Raw genomic sequence first — 20,822 nt, forward strand, 5'->3', positions numbered from 1 at the left:
ATGTGTGAATTATTAGGCATGAGTGCCAATGTCCCAACGGATATCTGTTTCAGTTTTAGTGGTTTAATAAGACGTGGTGGCGCAACTGGCCCTCATAAAGATGGCTGGGGAATTACTTTTTATGAAGGTAAAGGTTGTCGAAGCTTTAAAGATCCTCAACCAAGTTGTGATTCAAAAATTGCCGAATTAGTGAAGCAATATCCAATAAAAAGTAAATCGGTGATCAGTCATATTAGACAGGCTAACCGAGGCGGAGTGAGTTTAGAGAATACGCATCCGTTTATTCGTGAATTATGGGGACGTAATTGGACCTATGCACACAATGGTCAACTCAGTGGTTATGAAAGTCTAGCGATGGGGTATGCCAATCCAATTGGCCAAACCGATAGTGAGCGTGCTTTCTGTTGGATTATTGATAAATTACATAAAGAATATCAACAGCAACCTGAAGATATGCTGAGCATGTTTAAAAAAGTAGCAGAGTATGCCGACCAGTTAAAAGCGTTAGGTGTATTTAATATGTTATTAACAGACGGCGAATATGTCATGTGTTATTGCACTAATAACTTACATTGGATCACACGCCGTGCACCCTTTGGTAAAGCACAGTTAATTGACGAAGATATGACCGTGGACTTTCAAGAAGAAACCTCCGATAGTGATGTGGTGACTGTGATTGCTACTCGTCCATTAACCAAAGACGAAGCATGGACAAAAATGCAAGAAGGTGAGTTTTGTGTTTTTCATTTTGGTGAACGGGTATTGTAAATATTAACTCATTGAATATTAAGCATTAGTTTTCTCAAGGTTTATTGATGCTTAATCATTTTCTTCAGAAGATAGGCCGTTTAATTAAATAACCGGCGGTGCCCTAAATGGCTGACTTATTAAAAGATGTCTACAACCAAGCTTACCTCGAACGTTCGGCGCTGCAAGTCACATTAAGTTATCCTGAATTCGCTAGCGACGCTTTTATTGCTGCTGTATTTGAACTGAGTGGCCAACAAAAGCGTAAAGAGCACGCCATCACCATATTGCATAACAGTGACGTACTTTTATTCAGTTAGATTACATATAACCCCTATCAATAATTGAAAATATTGCACCACACTTTACCAGCTAGCAAAGCATGTTTATTCCTGTTTATATTGATATACACGGTTTACATGATTTAACTGCTGCTTCAACTTCACTGGCTTATATTACTCAATTTTTGAGTGCAGAGTGTGCTATTACAGCCTTCATTGAACGTTATCCTGATAAAATGCACGTTATTTGTTAGCGTGGACAAATAACTCTAATGATCATACTAGGCGATTAGTCTCCGAAGGTGGGCGTCCTCGTTTACCTTGGGCTATGGCTTTGCCAGATTTAAAAAAAGATCCACGTTATTTGTTGCCCATTTTAGAAAATTTTAAGCAGGATCCTAGTGAATTTGTGAGGTGAGGAGCGTTAAATAACGTCAATGAAATGCAAAAGAGCATACACAATATGTGCCTGGTATTTGTAAAAGGTGGTTAGCCGAAGATGGCTCAGTGAATACTGTGCGATTGGTAAAGCAAGCTTGTCGTCGTTTATTAAAACAAGCGGTGCCCAGCGCATTATCATTATTTTTTTTACCACCCAACGATATTACAGTGGTTGGCTTTGTGGCAGGCGAGAAAGTTAAGCTTGGTGAATTGTTACAATTTTATTGTTGAATACAGCATAAAATTCACAAGTATTGCACAAACTACGCATAGAGTTCGCGATTGACTCCATGAAAAAAAATGGTCAAAAAGCACACAAAATATTTCAGCTATCAGAGTCATTGATAAAAAAGACAATAAAATGATTATTAAATCATTTAGCTTTAAAAGTATCTCTACAATGCAGTATTACTGCGGTCTACACTGTTTAGCTATTTTAATTAATGGGGTTTAAATGAATAAAATCGACTTCATACTGCATAACTAACATTTCCTTATTGCTATCTACTTATGGTATAGATAGCGCCGTTTTTAGCTTCACCTCTTTTTTCGCGATGAATATTTTGCATATTTCCAGATGTTAATAAAGGATTAAACGGCTTCGCCGCATGGCCATGATGGCTTAATTATCTGCGCAACATATCAAGATTAAGAGATCATTTTTATGGAATACAAGGAATTATTATGACAGCAATTAAGCAAAAAATGTCATTAACCAAGAAAGTTTTAATCGGCATGGGAATTGGTATCCTAACTGGATTTTTAATTCGCTCTGTTCTAGCTGATGTGGATTTTGTACAAGATTACATCGTTAACGGTTTATTTTATGTAGGTGGTAAAATCTTTATCGCTACATTAAAAATGTTAGTGGTGCCACTGATCTTCATCTCATTAGTCTGTGGTACAAGCAGTTTAAAAGATATGTCTACATTAGGTCGTTTAGGCGGTAAAACGCTTGCCTTTTATATGGCGACGACAGCGATTGCTATAACACTTGCTATCTTCATGGCAAATATATTCGAACCAGGTGTGGGTGTTGATCTAGCACAAGCAACAACCTATGCAACTAAAGATGCACCTTCATTAGGTGATGTTATTATTAACATGTTCCCAACGAACCCAATTAACGCAATGGCTGCAGGTAATACTCTACAAATTATAGTTTTTGCTATTTTATTTGGTATTGCTATTAGTGCATCAGGGAGCGCTGGACAGCGTATTTCTGCGATATTTTTTGATCTTAATACTGTGATCATGAAGCTAGTGGTTATGTTAATGAAGATTGCACCCTACGGTGTATTCTTCTTAATGGCGAAACTATTTAGTGAAATTGGTTTAGACGCGATCTTTAATTTAATTAACTATTTCTTAGTGATTACTGCTGCGCTTGTTATACATGCTGTGGTTACCTATAGTGCCTTCTTTAAGGCATTCACTGGTTTAAGCCCAATTATCTTTTTCAAAAAAATGGAAACAGCAATCAGCTTCGCATTCTCAACTTCATCATCTAATGCCACTATTCCTGCTACCTTAGAAACAACCACTAAACGTCTTGGTGTTAATAATAAAGTCGCTTCATTCACTGTACCACTAGGTGCAACTATCAATATGGATGGCACGGCTATTATGCAAGGAGTTGCGACAGTATTTATTGCACAAGCATTTAATATTGACCTAACCTTATCTGATTACGTCGCTGTAATTTTAACAGCAACTTTAGCGTCTATCGGTACGGCCGGTGTTCCTGGTGTTGGTATCATCATGTTAGCGATGGTATTGAATCAAGTAGGCCTTCCAGTTGAAGGGATTGCGATGCTACTTGGTGTTGATAGATTAGTTGATATGATTCGTACTGCCGTTAATATTACTGGTGACAGTGTGGTGACTTGTATCGTTGCTAAGTCTGAAGGTGAGATGGACGTTAATGTATTCAATGACCCAAATGCGGGTAATAAAGAAGAGTCTGATGAACTTGTTTCAGGTAAAAATATAAACGCTTAATCCGTTTTTGATTTAGTCAGTTGATAAGCCCAGTTTATAACTGGGCTTTTTATTACCTGTTAACTAAAGGCATCAATAATACTGCAATTGGCTTGTTCATTACCTGGGCATTGTTGAGTTATCTTTTTCAACTGATTAACAATCGCTTGTTGCTGTTTAATACGTAGTTCTATTTCTTGAATTTTTTGTAACGCAATGGTTTTCACATCGGCACTATTTCGGTGTTCATCTTCTGATAATAATAAAAGTGCTTTACATTCTTTAAGGTTAAAACCTGCTTGTTTAGTTTTATGAATGAAATGTAACTGTTGTATTATCTGCTCTGGATAAAATCGGTAGTCGTTTTCCTCGCGAGGAGGGGAAGAGATTAAACCGATAGATTCATAATGCCGAATTGATTTAACAGATAACCCGGTTTCTTTTGCTGCTTGGCTAATCGATAACATAATCATTTTCCTATGCTGTTTTTAACCATGTGTATTAGTAACACATGGATAATTCGCTCTGTCTTTAGTAGGTTATTTTAAACGAGTACGCTTTAATAGCAGTGAATTACTCAACACAATTAAACTTGATGCACTCATCGCGATTGCCGCAATAGAAGGGCTTAAATAACCTAATGCTGCTGCAGGTATCGCTAATGCATTAAAAATAAATGCCCAAAATAAGTTTTGACGGATCGTCGACCAAGTTGCTCGTGATATTTTCATGGCCACAGCAATTAGTCGTGGGTCATCATGCATTAAGGTCATTGAAGCGGTTTGTTTCGCCACATCACTCCCTCCACCCATTGCAATACTGACATCGGCTTGTGCAAGAGCTGGGGCATCATTAACACCATCCCCTACCATCGCCACTAAAGCGTCTTTTTGTAGGAGTGATAATTGTTGTAATTTTTGCTCAGGTGTTTGTTCGGCATAAAAGCTATTAATGCCTAATTCTGCACTCATGGCTTGTACAACACTGTATTTATCTCCACTGATTAAAGTCGTTGTTAAATCCAACTCTTTAAGTTCAGTGATAGCTGTTTGACTCTCAGGGCGAAGTTCATCTGCAATAATAAATAACCCTAATAAAGTGCCAGCATAACATACATAAATAACATTCTGATCCGCCTCTACATTGACCGTATGGATCGCTAGTTGTTGCTCAACATCAATATCAAAATGGGTTAGTAATTTACGATTTCCCACTAATAGGTCTTGTTCTTTAAAACGTCCATGTAGGCCTTCGCCATGTATGTTTTGTGGTTGACCAATTTGCTCTGCATTAATATTTAACTCTTTACAATATGCGACAACAGCTTTTGCGATAGGGTGCTTACTTGATTGTTGCATCGCTAATAAAAGAGGTAAAAACCGTGAATCAAAAGAGGTCACATCATCTATTGCGACTTGCCCTTTAGTAAGTGTACCCGTTTTATCAAAGGCGATATGCTTGAGTTTATGAGCGAGTTGTAGTGTATTAATATCTTTAATTAATATCCCTTTTTGCGCGGCTAATCCTGTCCCAACCACCATAGCTGTTGGGGTTGCTAAACCAAGCGCACAAGGACAAGCAATCACTAATACAGCAACACTGTGCATTAAAGCTTGCTCTAAATCGCCTGTAGTGAACATCCAAAGGACAAAGGTAATAACTGCAATAACTAAAACAATAGGGACAAAAATAGCACTGACTTTATCCACCAATTGTAAAATAGGTGCTTTACTCATTTGTGCTGATTCAACCAATTGAATAATATTATGTAACTTCGTTTGTTCATTGACTGCAGTGGTTTTAATTAATAATGTACCGTCACCATTTAACGTCCCCGCAAACACCTTATCATCTTGTTGCTTCTGAATAGCAGCGCTTTCACCGGTTAATAATGACTCATCAATATAGCTGCTGCCTTCTATTACAATGCCATCAACAGGGACTTTATCGCCAACTGCAACTTGGACTATGTCGTTGACTTGTATCTCTTCCATTAGCACTCGTTTAAAATTGTTGCCTTTTTTAACTAGCGCATCTAAAACCTGTAATTGACTTAATGCGCTAATAGCTTTGCTGCTAGCCTGTTTTGCTCGAAACTCTAAATATTTACCTAAACGTATTAATACAATTACTAAGCTACTGGTTTCAAAATAAAGATGTGATGGCGTATTGTTTAGTAGGTGATACAAACTGAAAAAGTAAGCCGCAGAGGTGCCTAAAACAACAAGTACGTCCATATTAGCCGAACCGCCTTTTAGGCTACTCCACGCTCCTTTATAAAAACGTGCCCCCACAATAAACTGAAGCGGAGTGGCAAGTGCAAATTCAACCCAAGGTAATAACAAAGGGGTGTCACTAAATAGCATGTTGATCATTGCAACCCAAAATGGCAGGCTGAGTAATACAGCAATAGCCAGACTAACATGTTCTCGGCGTTGTTTCTTTTGCTCTAATTTTTGCTTATTGAGCAATTGTTGTTGTGTAGTTATTGCTACTTTATGTGTTAATGGATAAGGACTTAAGTCTATTAATTCCTTAATAAATGGCTTGCTCGCTACACCCGCAAAGGTATTAACCTGTAGTGTCTTAGTGGCAAAGTTAGCTGTTGCATCGAACACTAGGTGATGTGATTTAATCGCTTTTAACGTGCTTTCTACACAGCTTGAGCAGGACCATTCTGCTTCAAATTGAATATTTTGATGGTCTGTTTGATAACCTTTTTCAGATAATACTTCCATTATCATTGGCGCTAAAGGGTGTTTATTATCGGTCTTATCAAAGGCCAAAGTGGCCTTTTCCAATGTAAGGTTAACTTGAGAGTCAATACCTTCAATCTGATTAAAGGCTTTACTTAGATTAGTGGCACATGAAGCACAGTGCATTCCATAGACAGGAAAAGTGATGTTGTTTGGGTTAGTCATTGTTACCCTCCTATACTAGTCGTGTTGTTTTGTTGAAATCATAAACAAAGACTAACCCTTACCGTAAGGGTAACGTCAAACATAAACAACAAAAAATTATTAGTTACTTTGTATATGCTTTATAATTATACTGTTTATAAAAACAGTTATTGTGTTAATTAGTATTGAGTTGCTCTTAAGTTATTATCATTGAACTATCATAGCTAAGGGCTTTTGCTTGAATTATTTTATAGATAGGATTGTTTCAGTATGTCCATAGAAGAAGTGCAATCTGTTGCTCCAACTGTTGTTGGTCAGAAAACAGTACGTAAAATTATTCATATTGATATGGATTGTTTTTATGCTGCGGTGGAGATGAGAGATAATCCTTCATATCAAGGCATCCCGCTTGCAATCGGTGGCAAAAGCCAACGCAGAGGGGTGTTATCAACGTGTAACTATCACGCCAGAGAATTTGGCATACACTCGGCTATGCCTGTATTTAAAGCAAAGCAACTTTGTCCTAGTTTATTAATTGTACCTGGTAGAATGGCGGTATATGTTGAAATATCACAAAAAATACGGGCTATTTTTCATCGTTATACGAACCTAGTAGAGCCTCTGTCTTTGGATGAAGCGTTTTTAGATGTGACAGATTGTACTTTATTTAAAGGCTCCGCTACTTATATTGCCCAAGATATCAGACAAACTATTCAAGATGAGCTTAACCTAACAGCCTCTGCAGGTGTTTCTTATTGTAAGTTTCTTGCAAAAATCGCATCTGATGAAAACAAACCCAATGGGCAATTTGTGATCAGTCCCGAGCAAGCACCAGGCTTTATTGCCTCGCTACCATTAAAGAAAATACCTGGTGTGGGCAAAGTTGCACAAGGACATTTAGCTGAAAAAGGGTTAGTCACTTGTACGGATGTCGCACAGTATCCTGAACAGGCATTATTGCTAACTTTTGGGAAACTAGGGAAATCATTGTTAGCTTTCAGCAAAGGCATAGATAACCGTGAGGTGCAGCCAAATAGAGAGCGGAAGTCAGTGGCCGTAGAGCATACCTTTGAACATAATTTATTAACGGAAGAGCAGTGCCTGTTAAAACTAGCCGATTTCTATCAACAATTAACACAACGTGTTGAAAAGCATCTATCAAAGAAGGTGGTCACTAAACTGGGAGTAAAGTTAAAGTTTAGTGACTTTACAATCAAGAGTAGTGAACGCAAATATTCACAGTTGAATCAGGGAATATTTGAGCAATTATTACATCAATTGATTGTCGCAAACCCCGATAAACCAATCCGTTTATTAGGCGTAAGCGTCGGGCTGAGTGAAAAGTCTAGCGAGCAATCCATACAGTTAAGTTTGATTGATGATTGATCGCCAGTTAGCTTTTTACATTGAAATGTTTCGTACACCTTCATAAATAAATTGAATCGCCAGTGCAGCCAAAATAACGCCCAAGAAGCGACGTAAAATCTCATCGCCAGTTTTACCAATAATCTTCTTCAAATATTTTGACCCGACCATTCCTACCATTGTAATGAGTAACACACTAATGATAGCTGCTGTCACAGATAACATGGTACTTCCCGTTTCTGGAGGTTGTGAGTATAGTAAAATAGCAAGCGTTAATGTACCTGGACCAGCCAAAAGCGGAATTGACATTGGAAAGACGGAAATATCTGCATTTTTACCACTATTAGAAAACTTCAATTCCTGTGTAATCATCATAAATGCGGTATAAAAAAGTAGTAACCCACCTGAGATACGTAGTGAATTAATATTGATACCTAATTGTGAAAACAGTGCTTCACCGTAATTACCAAATAGAACTAAAGTTAATCCACTGATAATAATAGATTTAATCGCCATTAAATTACGGTGTCTTTGGTCACTACCTGAGGTGAGGGAGTTAAATATTAATGCCGAACCAATGGGATCGATAATTACTAATAAACCAGTAATAGCATGAAGGTATAATGCAAAATCCATTTTAAACTCTCTTCTTTTTATATAATCGATGGATGCAATGACCTAATGGTCAGATATAAAAATGGCAGGTTATTAGCCTGCCATTATTAAGATTAGCCTATGATGACACATTTAGAAGATAAAGTGTGCAACACCTGCAATCACGGGTAACGTTACTAATGTACGTAGAATAAAGATAATAAATAATTCTGCGATATTAACAGGTATTTTACTACCTAATAATAGAGCACCCACTTCACTCATGTAAATTAACTGTGTTACCGACATTGCCGCAATAATAAAGCGCGTCATATCAGATTCAATTGAAGCGGCTAAAATAGACGGAATAAACATATCTGCAAAACCGACAACAATAGTCGTTGACGCTTGTTCTGCTTGAGGAATTTGTAATAACTCAAGTAGAGGAATGAAAGGCATACCTAAGTAATTAAAAATAGGTGTGTATTCTGCAATCATTAACGCAATTGTACCAATCGCCATGACCACGGGTAAAACACCAAATACCATATCAATCACATTTTTGATGCCATCTTGAATAGTACTCTTGAACCCTTTAGCTTGTTCAGCGCGTGTTAAGGCTTGATGAAAACCCCATGATAATAAATGATGACCTTCAGGCGTTTTTTCATCACCTTCTTCGCGTGCAGAGCCGTCTATATAAAGATCTTTCTTATTACGTAGTGGTGGTAATTTAGGTACGATGATCGCAGCTACAATACCGGCTAGACAAACAGACAAGTAGAAAGGCAAGAATAAGTATTCTAGTTTTACTTGTGAAATCACAACTAATGAAAAAGTTATTGATACAGCAGAGAAGGTAGTACCGATAACAGCGGCTTCACGTTGTGTGTAGAAACGTGATTCATACTGCTTGCTGGTCATTAAAATACCGACACTTCCATCACCTAACCAAGACGCCATACAATCGATAGCACTTCGGCCTGGTAAGTTAAATACAGGGCGCATGATTTTGGTTAATAACGTTCCAAATAATTCTAATAAACCAAAATTAAGTAATAGCGGTAATAATAGACCTGCAAAAATAAATACACATAATAAAACCGGCATTAAATCATTTAGTACTAACGCACCTGTATTGCCTGAGTTAATCATTTCCGGGCCAATACCCCAATAAGTCGCGACAATAAATACCGCACCCAACACACGAATGATTAACCAAATTGGGCTAACATTAAGCAAGCCATGGATAAAAGAGGAGCGTTGTAAAAAAGCAGGATTGGCTATTTTACTTATTAAGCTGAGTATCGCTGTGATTAAAACAACGATCGTGACAATAAGGGTAATAGCATCACCTAATAAAGCTTGTAACGCTTTAGAGATAATAGCAATTGGGATAGTCAACGCATCATTGTATTGAATAGGTGCCATAAACAATATCAACCCAATCAATGATGGGATAATGAACGTCAATATTGTACTTAGCGTAAATGATTTTCTTTGTGTCACTCTGTTACCTTCATAAAAATTGAGCCGTTAAAACGACTAAAATAGGGTGCAATGTTGCACAGCGGCGCAAGAGTACTTGCTTTGTATAGTCTTGTAAATCGGCAATTAGTAACAAATATTACGCAATATCAATAAAAGCTTTATTTAGATTTTTGATTCAATCATTTACAGGAAGGAAGTGTGAGTAGTAATTTTACAAAGTAATAAATAACAAAGACTTAGTTAATTATTTGATAATCGCAGAAAGAATATGAGATCGGTGATTAGTTCTCGTATATTTTAATGCATAAATACCTAATTAGGGTTTATAATTTGAGTTAATTAATTCATAAACCTAATAAGAAAGATATTATGAGCAAAGAGCTAATTGTAGAGTCTGCTAACAACCTAAAGAAAGCATTGCCATTAATGATGAAATACTCAGTGCCAACCACACCTAACAATTATGCTCTTTGGTATCACTATGTTGCTGAAAAAAATCCTGCACTTAAAGAGTCCATGGATAAATTATTGTCAGCGAGTGATATTTGTTCGCCTATTCAAGCTGAGTCACTTTATCGAGAGCATGTTTGCTCTGCAACAGAAAATGAAACATGGGAATTCCGTTCAACTCTTGAAAATATGATGACGCAACTGGACCAATTAATTGGCGATACGCATTCTGATACCACCGACTTTCAGCACTCTTTTGATAAAAATGTTTCTAATATCAGTAAAGTAGAAGAAGAGGGCTGGTCAATAGAGGAAGTGGTTGGTTTATTAAAAAGCTTAGAAAAAGATGCAAAACAAATGCGTAATGCGACGCAATTCTTTGGTAATAGTCTAGCGTTAGCTAAGAATGAAATTGGCACATTAAAAACTCAGCTAGAGGAATCACGTAAAGCTGCACTATATGATTCATTAACTGGTCTGCTTAATCGTCATGCTTTTGATACAGAGCTCACTAGTTACCTACAATCTAATAGCGGAAGTTTTTCCATCATCCTTTGCGATATAGATCACTTCAAACAATTCAATGATACTTGGGGGCACCTGTTAGGGGACCAAGTTTTAAAAGCCGTTGGTCGTAAAATTAACGAAAGTATGCGCGAGCAAAGCACCGCTTATCGCTTTGGCGGTGAAGAGTTTGTGATGTTATTACCTAAAACTAATATTCGTATTGCCCGTCATTTTGCAGAATCCATACGTAAAAAATTAGAAAAACTATCCTTAAAAGATAAACGTTCTGGACAGATGATTAACAATATTACCGCTTCATTTGGTGTGGTGGAAAGTCAGCCAAATGAAAGTATTACTGAAGTGATTGCACGGGCAGATGAATACCTTTATAAAGCCAAAAATTTAGGAAGAAATCGTGTTTTACCTATTTAATTAATTGATTTATATGTAAAATATCAATGATAGGACTCAGTGAATAGTTATATTGACTAATAATAAAGAGTTTCATAAAGTGATTAATAAGCATTGAGCTTATATAATCAGGTACTTCACGATACCATTAAATAAGTTTCATCCGAGTGGTATTACTTACTCTTACTTTAAAGGTTTACTCATGGAATTATACGGTAGCTACACTTCACCCTTTGTTCGTCACTGTCGCATTGCACTATTACAAACAGAACTTGAGTGCGAATTTCTTGAAATTGATGCAACACAAAGTGCCACATTATCACCAACTAAAAAAGTACCACTTTTAGTTGATTGTGAATTAAAACTGACTGATTCAACGTCTATTCTGACCCATCTTTATGAATTAGTTGGAGAGGGATTTTTAACTGATTTAGAAGAAGTAGAACTTTACCATATGACCAACACAGTATTAGATGCTTGTGTTAATTTAGTCCTGTTAGCTAAATTTGACGGTATAACGGCCGATCAAAGTGTTTACTTAACACGTCAGAAAGATCGTATTCAATCTGGTCTAGAAGCGATTAACAATAAAACATTTAGCCAAGCATTGCCGTTAACTCAGGCTGAAACTCGATTAGCAGTATTTCTTGATTGGGCTATATTCAGGAATCAAATTTCACTAGATGCTTTTCCAGCGCTACAACAATTATTAGATCTTGCTCAAACAGATCCTATCTTTACGCAAACTGCACCTAAAGAATAAAATAAGATTTTATTAAAAAGGCGTGTTATTCAATGAATAACACGCCTTTTTTGTAACTTAAAAAATAAGTTTAACTCAGTTTATACTTTGATGATCTTACAAGTATTAGTAAAGCCTTGATTGATATTGTCACCATGAGTTAACAGAATCAAATCACCTTCAGCAATTAAGTTAGATGCTTTTAGTGTCGTTAACGCATTTTCAATAAACTCGATGCTGTTAGTCGTTGTAGATTCAAACTTAACAGGCGTTACACCACGGTATAATGCACAGTAGTTTAATGTTTGCTGATTACTAGAAAGTGCGTAAATCGGTAAACCAGAGCTTAAACGAGACATTAACAACGGTGTAGAACCAGACGCGGTTAATGCAACAATCGCCTTAACGCCATTTGTATGGTTAGCGGCATACATAGTAGTCATTGCTAACGCTTCACCAGGATCATCAAAAGTATGGTTAATACGATGGTTTGAAACGTTAATACTAGGATGTTTTTCTGCACCAATACATACTTCACTCATCGCTCTTACGGTTTCAACAGGGTAATCACCTGCTGCCGTTTCACCCGATAACATTACCGCATCAGTCCCATCTAATACCGCATTTGCGACATCCATAACTTCCGCACGTGTTGGCATCGGTGCGCTGATCATTGATTCCATCATCTGCGTCGCAGTGATAACAACGCGGTTTAAACGACGTGCAGTACGGATCATATCTTTTTGTACGCCAACTAAACGTGCGTCACCAATTTCAACACCTAAATCCCCACGTGCAACCATCACCACATCAGAGGCTAAGATAATATCTTCTAATGCTTCTTTTGTTTCAACTGCCTCAGCACGTTCAACTTTAGCAACGATTTTAGCAAAGCTACCAGCTTCTTGCGCTAATTTACGTGCATAATGTAAGTCAGCACCATTGCGAGGGAAAGATACAGCAAGGTAATCACAACCGATTTCAGCGGCAGTGAAAATATCTCTTTTATCTTTGTCTGTTAATGCAGCAGCAGATAAACCACCACCTTGCTTATTGATACCTTTATTATTTGAAAGCGGTCCACCAATAGTAACTACGGTATGTACTTTATTGCCTTCAACTGATTCAACTTTAAGCTGAACACGGCCATCGTCTAATAATAAGACATCGCCTGTATCCACTTCTTGCGGAAGCGTCTTATAATCTAAACCAACGTGTTGTTGATTACCTTGGCCTTTTTCTACATCACTATCTAATGTAAATTTATCGCCGACAGCCAATTGAATTTTATTATTTTCAAAAGTAGATACGCGGATTTTAGGGCCTTGAAGATCGCCCATGATCGCCACTTCTTTGCCTAGTTTAACGGCAATTTCTCTAACTTGTTGTGCGCGTTTGATGTGGTCAGCTGCTTCACCGTGAGAAAAATTCATACGTACCATATTGGCACCAGCTGCAATGATTTGTTCTAAATTATTACCGCGGTCCGTCGCTGGGCCTAAAGTAGTAACTATTTTCGTACGTCTTGCCATGTTAACTCCTGTTACATATAAAAAAATATAAGGCTAAAAGGGGGTTAATAAATGCACCGTTATACTGTAATACTTTTAAAGCGCTTCATCATTAGTTTTTTCAAAACGAGAATCTTTAATACCCGCTTTTACCCTTTTTAAATTATCTCTAAACTTTGCACCACGGCGTAATGTGAAACCAGTAGTGAGTACATCAATGAGAACTAGTTGTGCGATACGTGAAGACATTGGCATATAAATATCTGTATCTTCAGGTACACCTAAAGAAAGTACTAAATTACTTTGTTCCGCTAGTGGAGAGTCTTCTGCTGTTAAGGCAATAACAAAGGCATCATTCTCTCGGGCTAATTGTGCTATTTCTACTAAAGGCTTGGTTCTGCCTGTGTGTGAAATCAATACAATTACATCACCTTCACTACCATTAATACAGCTCATACGTTGCATTACGATGTCATCGAAACAAGAAACTGGAATATTAAAACGGAAAAATTTATTCAGCGCATCATGTGCAACGGACGAAGAAGCGCCTAATCCGAAGAAGGATATTTTATTTGCTTGTGTTAATACATCGACAGCGCGATTAATGAGATTAGTATCTAAACCATTCTTGGCTGCATTTAAACAGGCCATAGTAGATTCAAAAATTTTCGATGTGTAAGCTTCTGGGCCATCATCTTCATTTACATTTCGGTTCACATAAGGCGTGCCATTGGCTAAACTTTGTGCTAAATGTAGTTTAAAATCAGGAAAGCCTTTGGTATCTAAACGGCGACAAAAACGATTAACAGTCGGTTCGCTGACCTCTGCTATTTTGGCAAGGTTGGCAATGCTTGAATGAATAGCTGTTTCTGGAGAAGCTAAAATAGCTTCAGCTACTTTTCGTTCTGATTTACTAAAAGTATCAAGATTTTTTTTAATTAACTCTAACGTATTCATTATATTTTCACTCAGCAATAAGTTGGTGTCTAGTAATGGAAAATTTGCAACTAAAAATGAAATAAAACTACATAAACGACCAGTAATATTTGTAAATCATTATAGAATAGCTAAATTTTTATGTCATTTTATTACATTCGAATAATGTTTCAGATCAAAAAATTAAAATTTAAATTAAAAAATTGAGAGGCAGATCCGCCTCTTATCTCATAAAACGATGAAAAAAGGCGGGAGTTGTACCATGTTATCAGTAGTTGTAGATGTTGGCGGCACCAATATACGTTTAGCAGTGTTAGATGTCGTAACTGGAGAAATAAGCAAAGTTCGTGAATACCCTTGTGCGCAATTTATTACCTTAGATGCCGCTTTAGCGCAATATTTTGTTACCTTGCCAGACCCTGTGAGCCATTTATGTATTGGTATTGCCTGCCAAGTTGAGCATGATCTAGTTCAAATGACCAACTTAAATTGGAAGTTCTCTAAGCAAGCCCTACAACATAAACTATCCCTTAAAACGTTACACGTGATCAATGATTATACGGCTATCTCATTAGCGGTTCCATTTGTGGAAGATAATCAGAAAATTCAAATCGGTACGGGCACAGAAGTTAAAGAAGGTGTGAAAGCTGTGTTTGGTCCTGGCACGGGCTTAGGCGTATCACATTTAATAAAACATGCAGGAAAATGGATAAGCTTAGATGGGGAAGGTGGGCATACTAGTTTTGCACCAAACACATCGCAACAAGCTGATGTGCTATTACTATTACAAGGTCAATTCGGACATGTTTCTAATGAACGATTAATGTCAGGGCAGGGGCTCGTCAATATTTACCATGCTTTATGTCGCTTAGCAGGAAAACAGCCTGAGTACTTTGAAGCTGCACAAATATCAGAAGCTGCATTGAATAGTGAATGTGAACTTGCAACACAAACTTTAAACCTGTTTTGCGAAGCATTAGGTAGTTTTGCTGGCAACTTAGCCTTGAGCTTAGATTGCAAAGGTGGAGTTTATATTGCTGGTGGTATTATTCCGCGCTTCGTCGATTTTTTCAAAAATAGTGAATTTAGACCTTACTTCGAAGCAAAAGGGCGATTGAGCCATTATTTAAAAGGCATTCCAACGTACCTGATCACGCATCCTAACCCAGGATTATTAGGTGCATCCGTGTATTTACAACAAGAATTAGCATAAATCCCTGAATTATTGGTGTTAATGGTTGATTTACCGCAACGAGTTAACTATCATGCGCATCGCTTTATTATTAAAACTATCACTTTAGTCTAATAAATGAGCAATTTACGGAGAATTGGCCGAGTGGCTGAAGGCGCACGCCTGGAAAGTGTGTAAGGGGCAACCCTTCGAGAGTTCGAATCTCTTGTTCTCCGCCACATTTAGTACCGTCAAGGTGCGTGAAAACCCGCAACACTTTATTAAAGTTTGCGGGTTTTTTTATATCTAAAATATCCAATGGATTTTATCAATCAGACTAAATAATTGATCTATTTTACTTATTAAAAATAACTCATTGCTTCGCTGTAAATTTTGTAAATAGAATAACTATTTAACTCAAATTACACCTTAAATTAAATTTTTTCCCGCAAGATTAAGATTACTTATTTAATATAATTGGTATAAGTTTTATTACTGAATATAAGCTTATTTTCGTTGGTATTTTGATTTGTTAACAATGAAAATAGTCTTATCAGGAGGGTGGCTATATATGGATATTTAATACTTTTTGATTGATGATTATGTAGAGCTAGGCTGTCATTTTCGTTTTTTTCATAAAGTTAATTTATTGATTAAATGTATTGTTATTAAAAAAACTAATCAAAAAACTAACTTTTAATTGATAAAAGAGCTATGTTTATCTTTAAGTATATAACTAATAAATGATGAGTACATGAGAACTCTTTTAGATAAAGTAAAGCCATCGCGTATTTCTACTAAATTATCCTTCTATATTTCGGTGTTTATCATCGTTGCCTTTACGCCACTTCAAATTTACAATTTTTTAATACTTAAGTCTGAAATAAAAAATCAAATTAATAAAGAGCAATATACACAAGCTAAATATATCGCAGAAGACATTCAAAAAAAATAACAATGCGTACGAAATTTTTAGCCGCTTTAGCTGATAAAATTCCTGCTAAAAAAATACAATCAGAAGGCTTCATAACCGAAACGTTGAAAAATAATATCTCCTTTACTGATTTTTTTCCCCAAGGGTTTGCAGTAATACAAACAAATGGTGAAGGTACTATAGCTGAATATCCGGTTATTCCTGGTAGAAAAAATTTAATAGTGGGTGAATTGGAATGGTTTATAAAAGCTAAGAATAGTCCTGGTGTGATTATTAGTTCACCTTTTCGATCTAGGGTAATCGATGACGTCCTTGTCGTGATCGCTACAGCCTTAAGAGATGAGAGTGGAAAGGTATTAGGAGTATTAGTTGCTCCGATCTTTTTGAATCGACCTGGATTTATGGCGTATATCTTTGATAAAGACTTTAGTGAGCAAAGCGATATATTAGTCGTTTCAAGAAAACATCAACTATTTTTAGCGTCGAGTAATCCAAATCTAGTGTTAAAAGCCACCCCAATAAAAGGGACGAATAGATTTCTTGACGAGGTAATAGGGGGCTTTAATGGATACGGTGATGCAGTGACTTCAGTTGGAGATAAAATGTTAGCTGCCACTTCTGATATTAACTCCTTGGATTGGTTTGTTATGATAAGCACTCCCTTGGAGAAGGTTTATAAAATAATAAATAAGAGTTTACGGGCTACCATTTTTAATGGAGTTATTGTTAGTTTTTTTGTTTTTTTGGCTATTATGTTTTTCTTATCCCTCTTTTTTAATCCATTAAAAAAAGCTGCGGAATCTGTTAGACAGATGGTATTGCAAAAAAGATCATTGAGTCATATTAAAGGTTATAAAAAAGATGAAATTGGTGATTTGATTATTGGTTTTAATGCCGCTATTGATATGGTTAATGAGAGAAATGATAAACTTGAGAAATCGAATGTGGCCTTAGAATCATTGTCTCAAATAGATAGTCTAACTGAGGTATTTAATAGGAGGTGGTTAGATAAAACACTTAACCATTTATGGTTGGTGAAAGCGCGCAGTCAACAACCGTTAACTTTGTTACTCATCGATATAGATTATTTTAAAAAATTTAATGATACATACGGACACATAGCGGGGGACAATTGTTTAAAACAAGTTGCAAAAACCATTCAAAAAACGGTTAGTCGCCCCACTGACTTTTTGTCTCGTTATGGTGGTGAGGAGTTTGTCATATTGCTGGAAAGTGATATTGAAGAGGGCGCATTAGTAGCAGAAAAGATAAGGCTTGCTATAAGTAATTTAAATATTATGCACAGTGAATCTTTATACAAACATGTCACAATTAGTGTTGGTGTTGCATCAGTAATTCCTCAATTAGCTATTAAGCCTGTCGAGTTAATCAAGCATGCAGATTCTGCGTTATACCAAAGCAAGGAACATGGCAGGAATCGATTCGAATGTCATGAAGATAGAGTCATTTTGAGGATCATAAAAGAAAATTCATGAACATTTAACTTCAGGCGTTTGACATTTACCATTCTACCTTTTTGTAATATTGTTCCACTTTATTATAAGCAATGAGGTCGCATAATTAGATAAAGGCGCTTCATACCAACCATACTCATTAATACCCATTGCAATAATATTTACTCATTTATGTTTGCTAAAATTGATGCCAGCTGTGTTATTGATTTTTTCATTGAAATAACTAGTTACTGCCATCAATGCCTTGCTTTCACTCTTCTTACACAACATTTAGAGCACTTTTTGAATATAATTGGTATCAGTCATTCATTAATTTTTGTAAATTGATCAGTGCATGGCTCTTTTGTAATTGGGAGATACATATCTTATAGAAGTCTATATCGAGCTTGGCTGTTACATCAAAATCAAAGTCTGCTAATTCACTCTCATCATTCACTTTACCTAAATATAACCAATGCGAAATAATATGAATACAGCTTATATCGCTTTTTTCATTGTATTCCTTAATGCCGATCGCGCCTTGATAAGGCCAACCTTTAATTTTTATTGGTGCTAATGCTTGTTGCATCCTTATTTGGTATGCGATGTCAGATTCTTGGCCACAACAGATTCCTTTACACTTTTTAAGTTGATAGGAGAAACAAGGGCCTTTTCCTTTTTCTAAACCTAATTGTATTCCACAGAGTTTATTTTCATCTTTCAATTTACGTAATGCTTCAAGTGCAGTTCGACGGTTTTTGAAAAGTCCATAGGTATTGTTTAACGACGCTTTTTTAGACTGAGTACTTAAAGTATTGATATCAATAACACTTGGTTGAGAAATTTCCTGATCAATATTATTCTCCCAATAAATGGTAAACAGTGATTTTTGTTTTCGAAGTTGTCTATTAAACAAAGGAGCACGCGACTTAACTAATTCAGATTCTAAAACCAACGCACTAAATTCACCAGCGGTGGTTACCCATTCAATGTCATATACCTGTTGGGCCATGCGCATTTCACGGTCATGACTATGATCGCTAGAGAAATGTGAAATAACTCGCGCTCTAATTTGCACACTTTTGCCGACATATAATAAGTTACCTGTTTCACCATAAAATAAATAAACGCCTGGTTCATTGGGCATAGCTGAAAAAATATCTGGGTTTATATGAGGAGGAACGCTAGAAAGCCTTTGTTGAGATTGCATTGCCTCTAGTACAGCCTGTTCATTAAAGTCACTTCTCATACGGGCCACTATTTGTGGCAGAATAGCTGCATCATCCATTGCTCTATGCCGACTTTCACAAATTAAATCAAGACGTTTAATAATACTGTCTAGGTTGTGTCTTTTAACATTGGGGTACATTTCTCGAGAGAGTTTGACTGTGCACACCACTGGATACTTAAATTCTCTATGATTTTGCTTAAAGGCGTTTCGCAGAAAGCCCACATCAAATCGCGCATTGTGTGCAACCAGCACATGACCAGCAAGTTTCTCAATAATGACAGGTAAAACTTCGTCAATAGTAGGGGCATCAGCAACCATTTCTGGCGTTATTCCAGTTAATTTCTGAATCATTAAGGGAATGTGAGTATTTGGGCAGATTAGCGATTGCCATGTGCTGACGATTACTCCATTAAGAGTCTGGACGATAGCAATTTCAGTTATTTGATCACGTGTTGGTTTAGTCCCCGTTGTTTCAAGATCAATATAGGCGAGTCGGCTAAAATCAACCATAGTTATGTGTTATCCATTTTATATTAGTAAAAGTTATGATGTCTTTGTGTATCCGATATGCTGGTTATTTATAATTATCAACATTATACAATCTTTGTGGGTATTATTTCTTATGTAGCCTGAGTCAAATGACATCAGATATCGTTTTAGGTGTATTTAACTAAATGATAAATATACTACATTTATACATGCTAGCTTCTTCATTAGATTATCAATAGAAGTAATGCCCCTTGATTTCAAGTTAATCTAAGGTAGTGGCGAGTACCTGAAATGGAGGCCATTATGCCTAGCTTTAATGGAGTACGAACGACTAAATACTAACGATCATTACAAATTTAGACTTTGTTAATTTTTGTTGTAAGAAATTGTACTGGCACTTAAATCATTTAGAAATAACTCAATGTTCGATTGTGATTGCATCTCCTTAGAAAAGTTGCTGTACTGTTTTACAAATCATTATCTAATTAGTTAGTACGGATTCAGGGAAATAACGATTATGTTAAAAGGTTTAGAAAGTACAAAATATAACGCATTACCACCTGTTCACGAGTGGACGCCTGCTTTTTGTGGTGATATGGATCTTGTCATTAAGTCAAATGGTGATTGGGTTCATGAAGGTCAGAAAATCAGTCGTACTGCCATGGTTAAAATGTTCAGCCGTATCCTATGGTTAGAAGATGAGCAATACTATTTAGTCACGCCTGTTGAGAAAGTGCGAATACAAGTGGAAGATGCGCCATTTATGATTATAAGCTGGCAATGGATTGATACCGCTCAAGGTCGCGCTGTTGAGTTTCGGACGCTTACCGATGACAATATTATATTGGGTATTGACTGTGACATTTGGCTGGCTCCCTATCAAGGTAATGAACGCCCTTATGTCTCTATGCGCTATGGTATGAAGGCCTTAATTTCCCGCCACGTTTATTATGATATGGCCAATGAGTTAGAAACGTTAACCACATCAGAAGGAACTGGGGTTGGCATCAGGAGTGCTGGGAAGACTTACTTGTTAATGAACGAGGAGTGATAGTTACTTATTCTTAGTAGAATGGAGATAATCCCCAAAAATTAGATTGAGCTTTTGGTTTAGTCGCTTTCTAAAGAATCTTAATTAAGGGTATTCAATAATTTACATTATGACTTTAATTTTCTGCAACGTAATT

The 20,822-nt window shown here is 36.6% G+C and carries 19 protein-coding genes and 1 tRNA gene; 13 read left to right on the top strand and 7 right to left on the bottom strand.

The window, feature by feature from the left end; all coding sequences use genetic code 11:
- The 5 genes from OW492_RS00980 to OW492_RS01000 all read left to right on the top strand — a co-directional run bounded on the left by OW492_RS00980 (position 1) and on the right by OW492_RS01000 (position 3,470).
- A complete protein-coding gene (locus OW492_RS00980; protein WP_290037799.1) occupies positions 1 to 768 on the top strand; it encodes a class II glutamine amidotransferase in 768 nt (255 codons plus the stop codon).
- Positions 769 to 875: 107 nt separating this feature from the next.
- Complete coding sequence (locus OW492_RS00985) at positions 876 to 1,067, top strand: hypothetical protein (RefSeq protein WP_290037800.1); 192 nt, start codon at positions 876 to 878, stop codon at positions 1,065 to 1,067.
- A gap of 62 nt (positions 1,068 to 1,129) precedes the next feature.
- Positions 1,130 to 1,282: a hypothetical protein gene (locus OW492_RS00990; RefSeq protein ID WP_290037801.1), complete on the top strand. Its 153-nt coding sequence runs from the start codon at positions 1,130 to 1,132 to the stop codon at positions 1,280 to 1,282.
- 211 nt (positions 1,283 to 1,493) lie between these two features.
- Positions 1,494 to 1,700, top strand: a complete 207-nt coding sequence (locus OW492_RS00995; protein ID WP_290037803.1) for a hypothetical protein — start codon at positions 1,494 to 1,496, stop codon at positions 1,698 to 1,700.
- Between the two features lie 453 nt (positions 1,701 to 2,153).
- Entirely contained in the window at positions 2,154 to 3,470 is a 1,317-nt protein-coding gene (locus OW492_RS01000; RefSeq protein ID WP_290037804.1) for a dicarboxylate/amino acid:cation symporter, read from the top strand.
- Between the two features lie 59 nt (positions 3,471 to 3,529).
- Here the strand turns inward: OW492_RS01000 and cueR are convergent, their stop codons facing one another.
- Both cueR and OW492_RS01010 read right to left on the bottom strand, forming a co-directional pair.
- Entirely contained in the window at positions 3,530 to 3,916 is a 387-nt protein-coding gene (gene cueR, locus OW492_RS01005) for a Cu(I)-responsive transcriptional regulator (protein WP_290037805.1), read from the bottom strand.
- Positions 3,917 to 3,988: 72 nt separating this feature from the next.
- On the bottom strand, positions 3,989 to 6,370 hold the full coding sequence (locus tag OW492_RS01010) for a heavy metal translocating P-type ATPase (RefSeq protein WP_290037807.1): 2,382 nt from the start codon (positions 6,368 to 6,370) through the stop codon (positions 3,989 to 3,991).
- 249 nt (positions 6,371 to 6,619) lie between these two features.
- Between OW492_RS01010 and dinB the strand changes: the two genes are divergently transcribed.
- Entirely contained in the window at positions 6,620 to 7,735 is a 1,116-nt protein-coding gene (dinB, locus tag OW492_RS01015) for a DNA polymerase IV (RefSeq protein ID WP_290037808.1), read from the top strand.
- A gap of 15 nt (positions 7,736 to 7,750) precedes the next feature.
- Here dinB and OW492_RS01020 read toward each other — a convergent pair whose 3' ends face one another.
- Positions 7,751 to 8,350: a MarC family protein gene (locus OW492_RS01020; RefSeq protein ID WP_290037809.1), complete on the bottom strand. Its 600-nt coding sequence runs from the start codon at positions 8,348 to 8,350 to the stop codon at positions 7,751 to 7,753.
- Between the two features lie 111 nt (positions 8,351 to 8,461).
- Complete coding sequence (locus OW492_RS01025) at positions 8,462 to 9,817, bottom strand: YjiH family protein (RefSeq protein ID WP_290037810.1); 1,356 nt, start codon at positions 9,815 to 9,817, stop codon at positions 8,462 to 8,464.
- Between the two features lie 351 nt (positions 9,818 to 10,168).
- Between OW492_RS01025 and OW492_RS01030 the strand changes: the two genes are divergently transcribed.
- Positions 10,169 to 11,188 (top strand): GGDEF domain-containing protein, encoded by a 1,020-nt coding sequence (locus OW492_RS01030; RefSeq protein ID WP_290037811.1) that lies wholly within the window; start codon positions 10,169 to 10,171, stop codon positions 11,186 to 11,188.
- Positions 11,189 to 11,369: 181 nt separating this feature from the next.
- Positions 11,370 to 11,930 (top strand): glutathione S-transferase, encoded by a 561-nt coding sequence (locus OW492_RS01035; protein WP_290037812.1) that lies wholly within the window; start codon positions 11,370 to 11,372, stop codon positions 11,928 to 11,930.
- Positions 11,931 to 12,010: 80 nt separating this feature from the next.
- Here the strand turns inward: OW492_RS01035 and pyk are convergent, their stop codons facing one another.
- Both pyk and OW492_RS01045 read right to left on the bottom strand, forming a co-directional pair.
- A complete protein-coding gene (gene pyk, locus OW492_RS01040; protein WP_290037813.1) occupies positions 12,011 to 13,441 on the bottom strand; it encodes a pyruvate kinase in 1,431 nt (476 codons plus the stop codon).
- A 75-nt stretch (positions 13,442 to 13,516) separates the two neighbouring features.
- Positions 13,517 to 14,377 carry a MurR/RpiR family transcriptional regulator gene (locus OW492_RS01045; protein ID WP_290037814.1) on the bottom strand — a complete coding sequence of 287 codons (861 nt, stop codon included), beginning with the start codon at positions 14,375 to 14,377 and terminating at the stop codon, positions 13,517 to 13,519.
- 241 nt (positions 14,378 to 14,618) lie between these two features.
- Between OW492_RS01045 and OW492_RS01050 the strand changes: the two genes are divergently transcribed.
- From OW492_RS01050 to OW492_RS01065, 4 genes are all read left to right on the top strand, one after another.
- On the top strand, positions 14,619 to 15,569 hold the full coding sequence (locus OW492_RS01050) for a glucokinase (RefSeq protein ID WP_290037815.1): 951 nt from the start codon (positions 14,619 to 14,621) through the stop codon (positions 15,567 to 15,569).
- A 109-nt stretch (positions 15,570 to 15,678) separates the two neighbouring features.
- Positions 15,679 to 15,766 (top strand) — tRNA-Ser (locus tag OW492_RS01055).
- A 515-nt stretch (positions 15,767 to 16,281) separates the two neighbouring features.
- Positions 16,282 to 16,482 carry a hypothetical protein gene (locus OW492_RS01060; RefSeq protein ID WP_290037816.1) on the top strand — a complete coding sequence of 67 codons (201 nt, stop codon included), beginning with the start codon at positions 16,282 to 16,284 and terminating at the stop codon, positions 16,480 to 16,482.
- A gap of 2 nt (positions 16,483 to 16,484) precedes the next feature.
- On the top strand, positions 16,485 to 17,957 hold the full coding sequence (locus OW492_RS01065) for a sensor domain-containing diguanylate cyclase (protein ID WP_290037817.1): 1,473 nt from the start codon (positions 16,485 to 16,487) through the stop codon (positions 17,955 to 17,957).
- Positions 17,958 to 18,234: 277 nt separating this feature from the next.
- Here the strand turns inward: OW492_RS01065 and OW492_RS01070 are convergent, their stop codons facing one another.
- Positions 18,235 to 19,656, bottom strand: a complete 1,422-nt coding sequence (locus OW492_RS01070; RefSeq protein WP_290037819.1) for an exonuclease domain-containing protein — start codon at positions 19,654 to 19,656, stop codon at positions 18,235 to 18,237.
- Between the two features lie 496 nt (positions 19,657 to 20,152).
- On the opposite strand from OW492_RS01070, the gene OW492_RS01075 reads away from it, so the two are divergent.
- Complete coding sequence (locus OW492_RS01075; RefSeq protein ID WP_290037822.1) at positions 20,153 to 20,686, top strand: DUF1285 domain-containing protein; 534 nt, start codon at positions 20,153 to 20,155, stop codon at positions 20,684 to 20,686.
- Positions 20,687 to 20,822: the final 136 nt, after the last annotated feature.

Origin of the sequence: Psychromonas sp. 14N.309.X.WAT.B.A12 (assembly GCF_030397575.1) — a bacterium.
Taxonomy (GTDB): domain Bacteria; phylum Pseudomonadota; class Gammaproteobacteria; order Enterobacterales; family Psychromonadaceae; genus Psychromonas.

Bases quoted from the DNA above. Each gene is read 5' to 3' on its own strand.
- OW492_RS01035 (WP_290037812.1), top strand. From the start codon at position 11,370: ATGGAATTATACGGTAGCTACACTTCACCCTTTGTTCGTCACTGTCGC.
- OW492_RS01030 (WP_290037811.1), top strand. From the start codon at position 10,169: ATGAGCAAAGAGCTAATTGTAGAGTCTGCTAACAACCTAAAGAAAGCA.
- OW492_RS00985 (WP_290037800.1), top strand. From the start codon at position 876: ATGGCTGACTTATTAAAAGATGTCTACAACCAAGCTTACCTCGAACGT.
- OW492_RS01050 (WP_290037815.1), top strand. From the start codon at position 14,619: ATGTTATCAGTAGTTGTAGATGTTGGCGGCACCAATATACGTTTAGCA.
- dinB (WP_290037808.1), top strand. From the start codon at position 6,620: ATGTCCATAGAAGAAGTGCAATCTGTTGCTCCAACTGTTGTTGGTCAG.
- pyk (WP_290037813.1), bottom strand. From the start codon at position 13,441: ATGGCAAGACGTACGAAAATAGTTACTACTTTAGGCCCAGCGACGGAC.
- OW492_RS01000 (WP_290037804.1), top strand. From the start codon at position 2,154: ATGACAGCAATTAAGCAAAAAATGTCATTAACCAAGAAAGTTTTAATC.
- OW492_RS01020 (WP_290037809.1), bottom strand. From the start codon at position 8,350: ATGGATTTTGCATTATACCTTCATGCTATTACTGGTTTATTAGTAATT.
- OW492_RS00980 (WP_290037799.1), top strand. From the start codon at position 1: ATGTGTGAATTATTAGGCATGAGTGCCAATGTCCCAACGGATATCTGT.
- OW492_RS00990 (WP_290037801.1), top strand. From the start codon at position 1,130: ATGTTTATTCCTGTTTATATTGATATACACGGTTTACATGATTTAACT.
- OW492_RS01070 (WP_290037819.1), bottom strand. From the start codon at position 19,656: ATGGTTGATTTTAGCCGACTCGCCTATATTGATCTTGAAACAACGGGG.
- OW492_RS01065 (WP_290037817.1), top strand. From the start codon at position 16,485: ATGCGTACGAAATTTTTAGCCGCTTTAGCTGATAAAATTCCTGCTAAA.
- OW492_RS01060 (WP_290037816.1), top strand. From the start codon at position 16,282: ATGAGAACTCTTTTAGATAAAGTAAAGCCATCGCGTATTTCTACTAAA.
- cueR (WP_290037805.1), bottom strand. From the start codon at position 3,916: ATGTTATCGATTAGCCAAGCAGCAAAAGAAACCGGGTTATCTGTTAAA.
- OW492_RS01010 (WP_290037807.1), bottom strand. From the start codon at position 6,370: ATGACTAACCCAAACAACATCACTTTTCCTGTCTATGGAATGCACTGT.
- OW492_RS01045 (WP_290037814.1), bottom strand. From the start codon at position 14,377: ATGAATACGTTAGAGTTAATTAAAAAAAATCTTGATACTTTTAGTAAA.
- OW492_RS01075 (WP_290037822.1), top strand. From the start codon at position 20,153: ATGTTAAAAGGTTTAGAAAGTACAAAATATAACGCATTACCACCTGTT.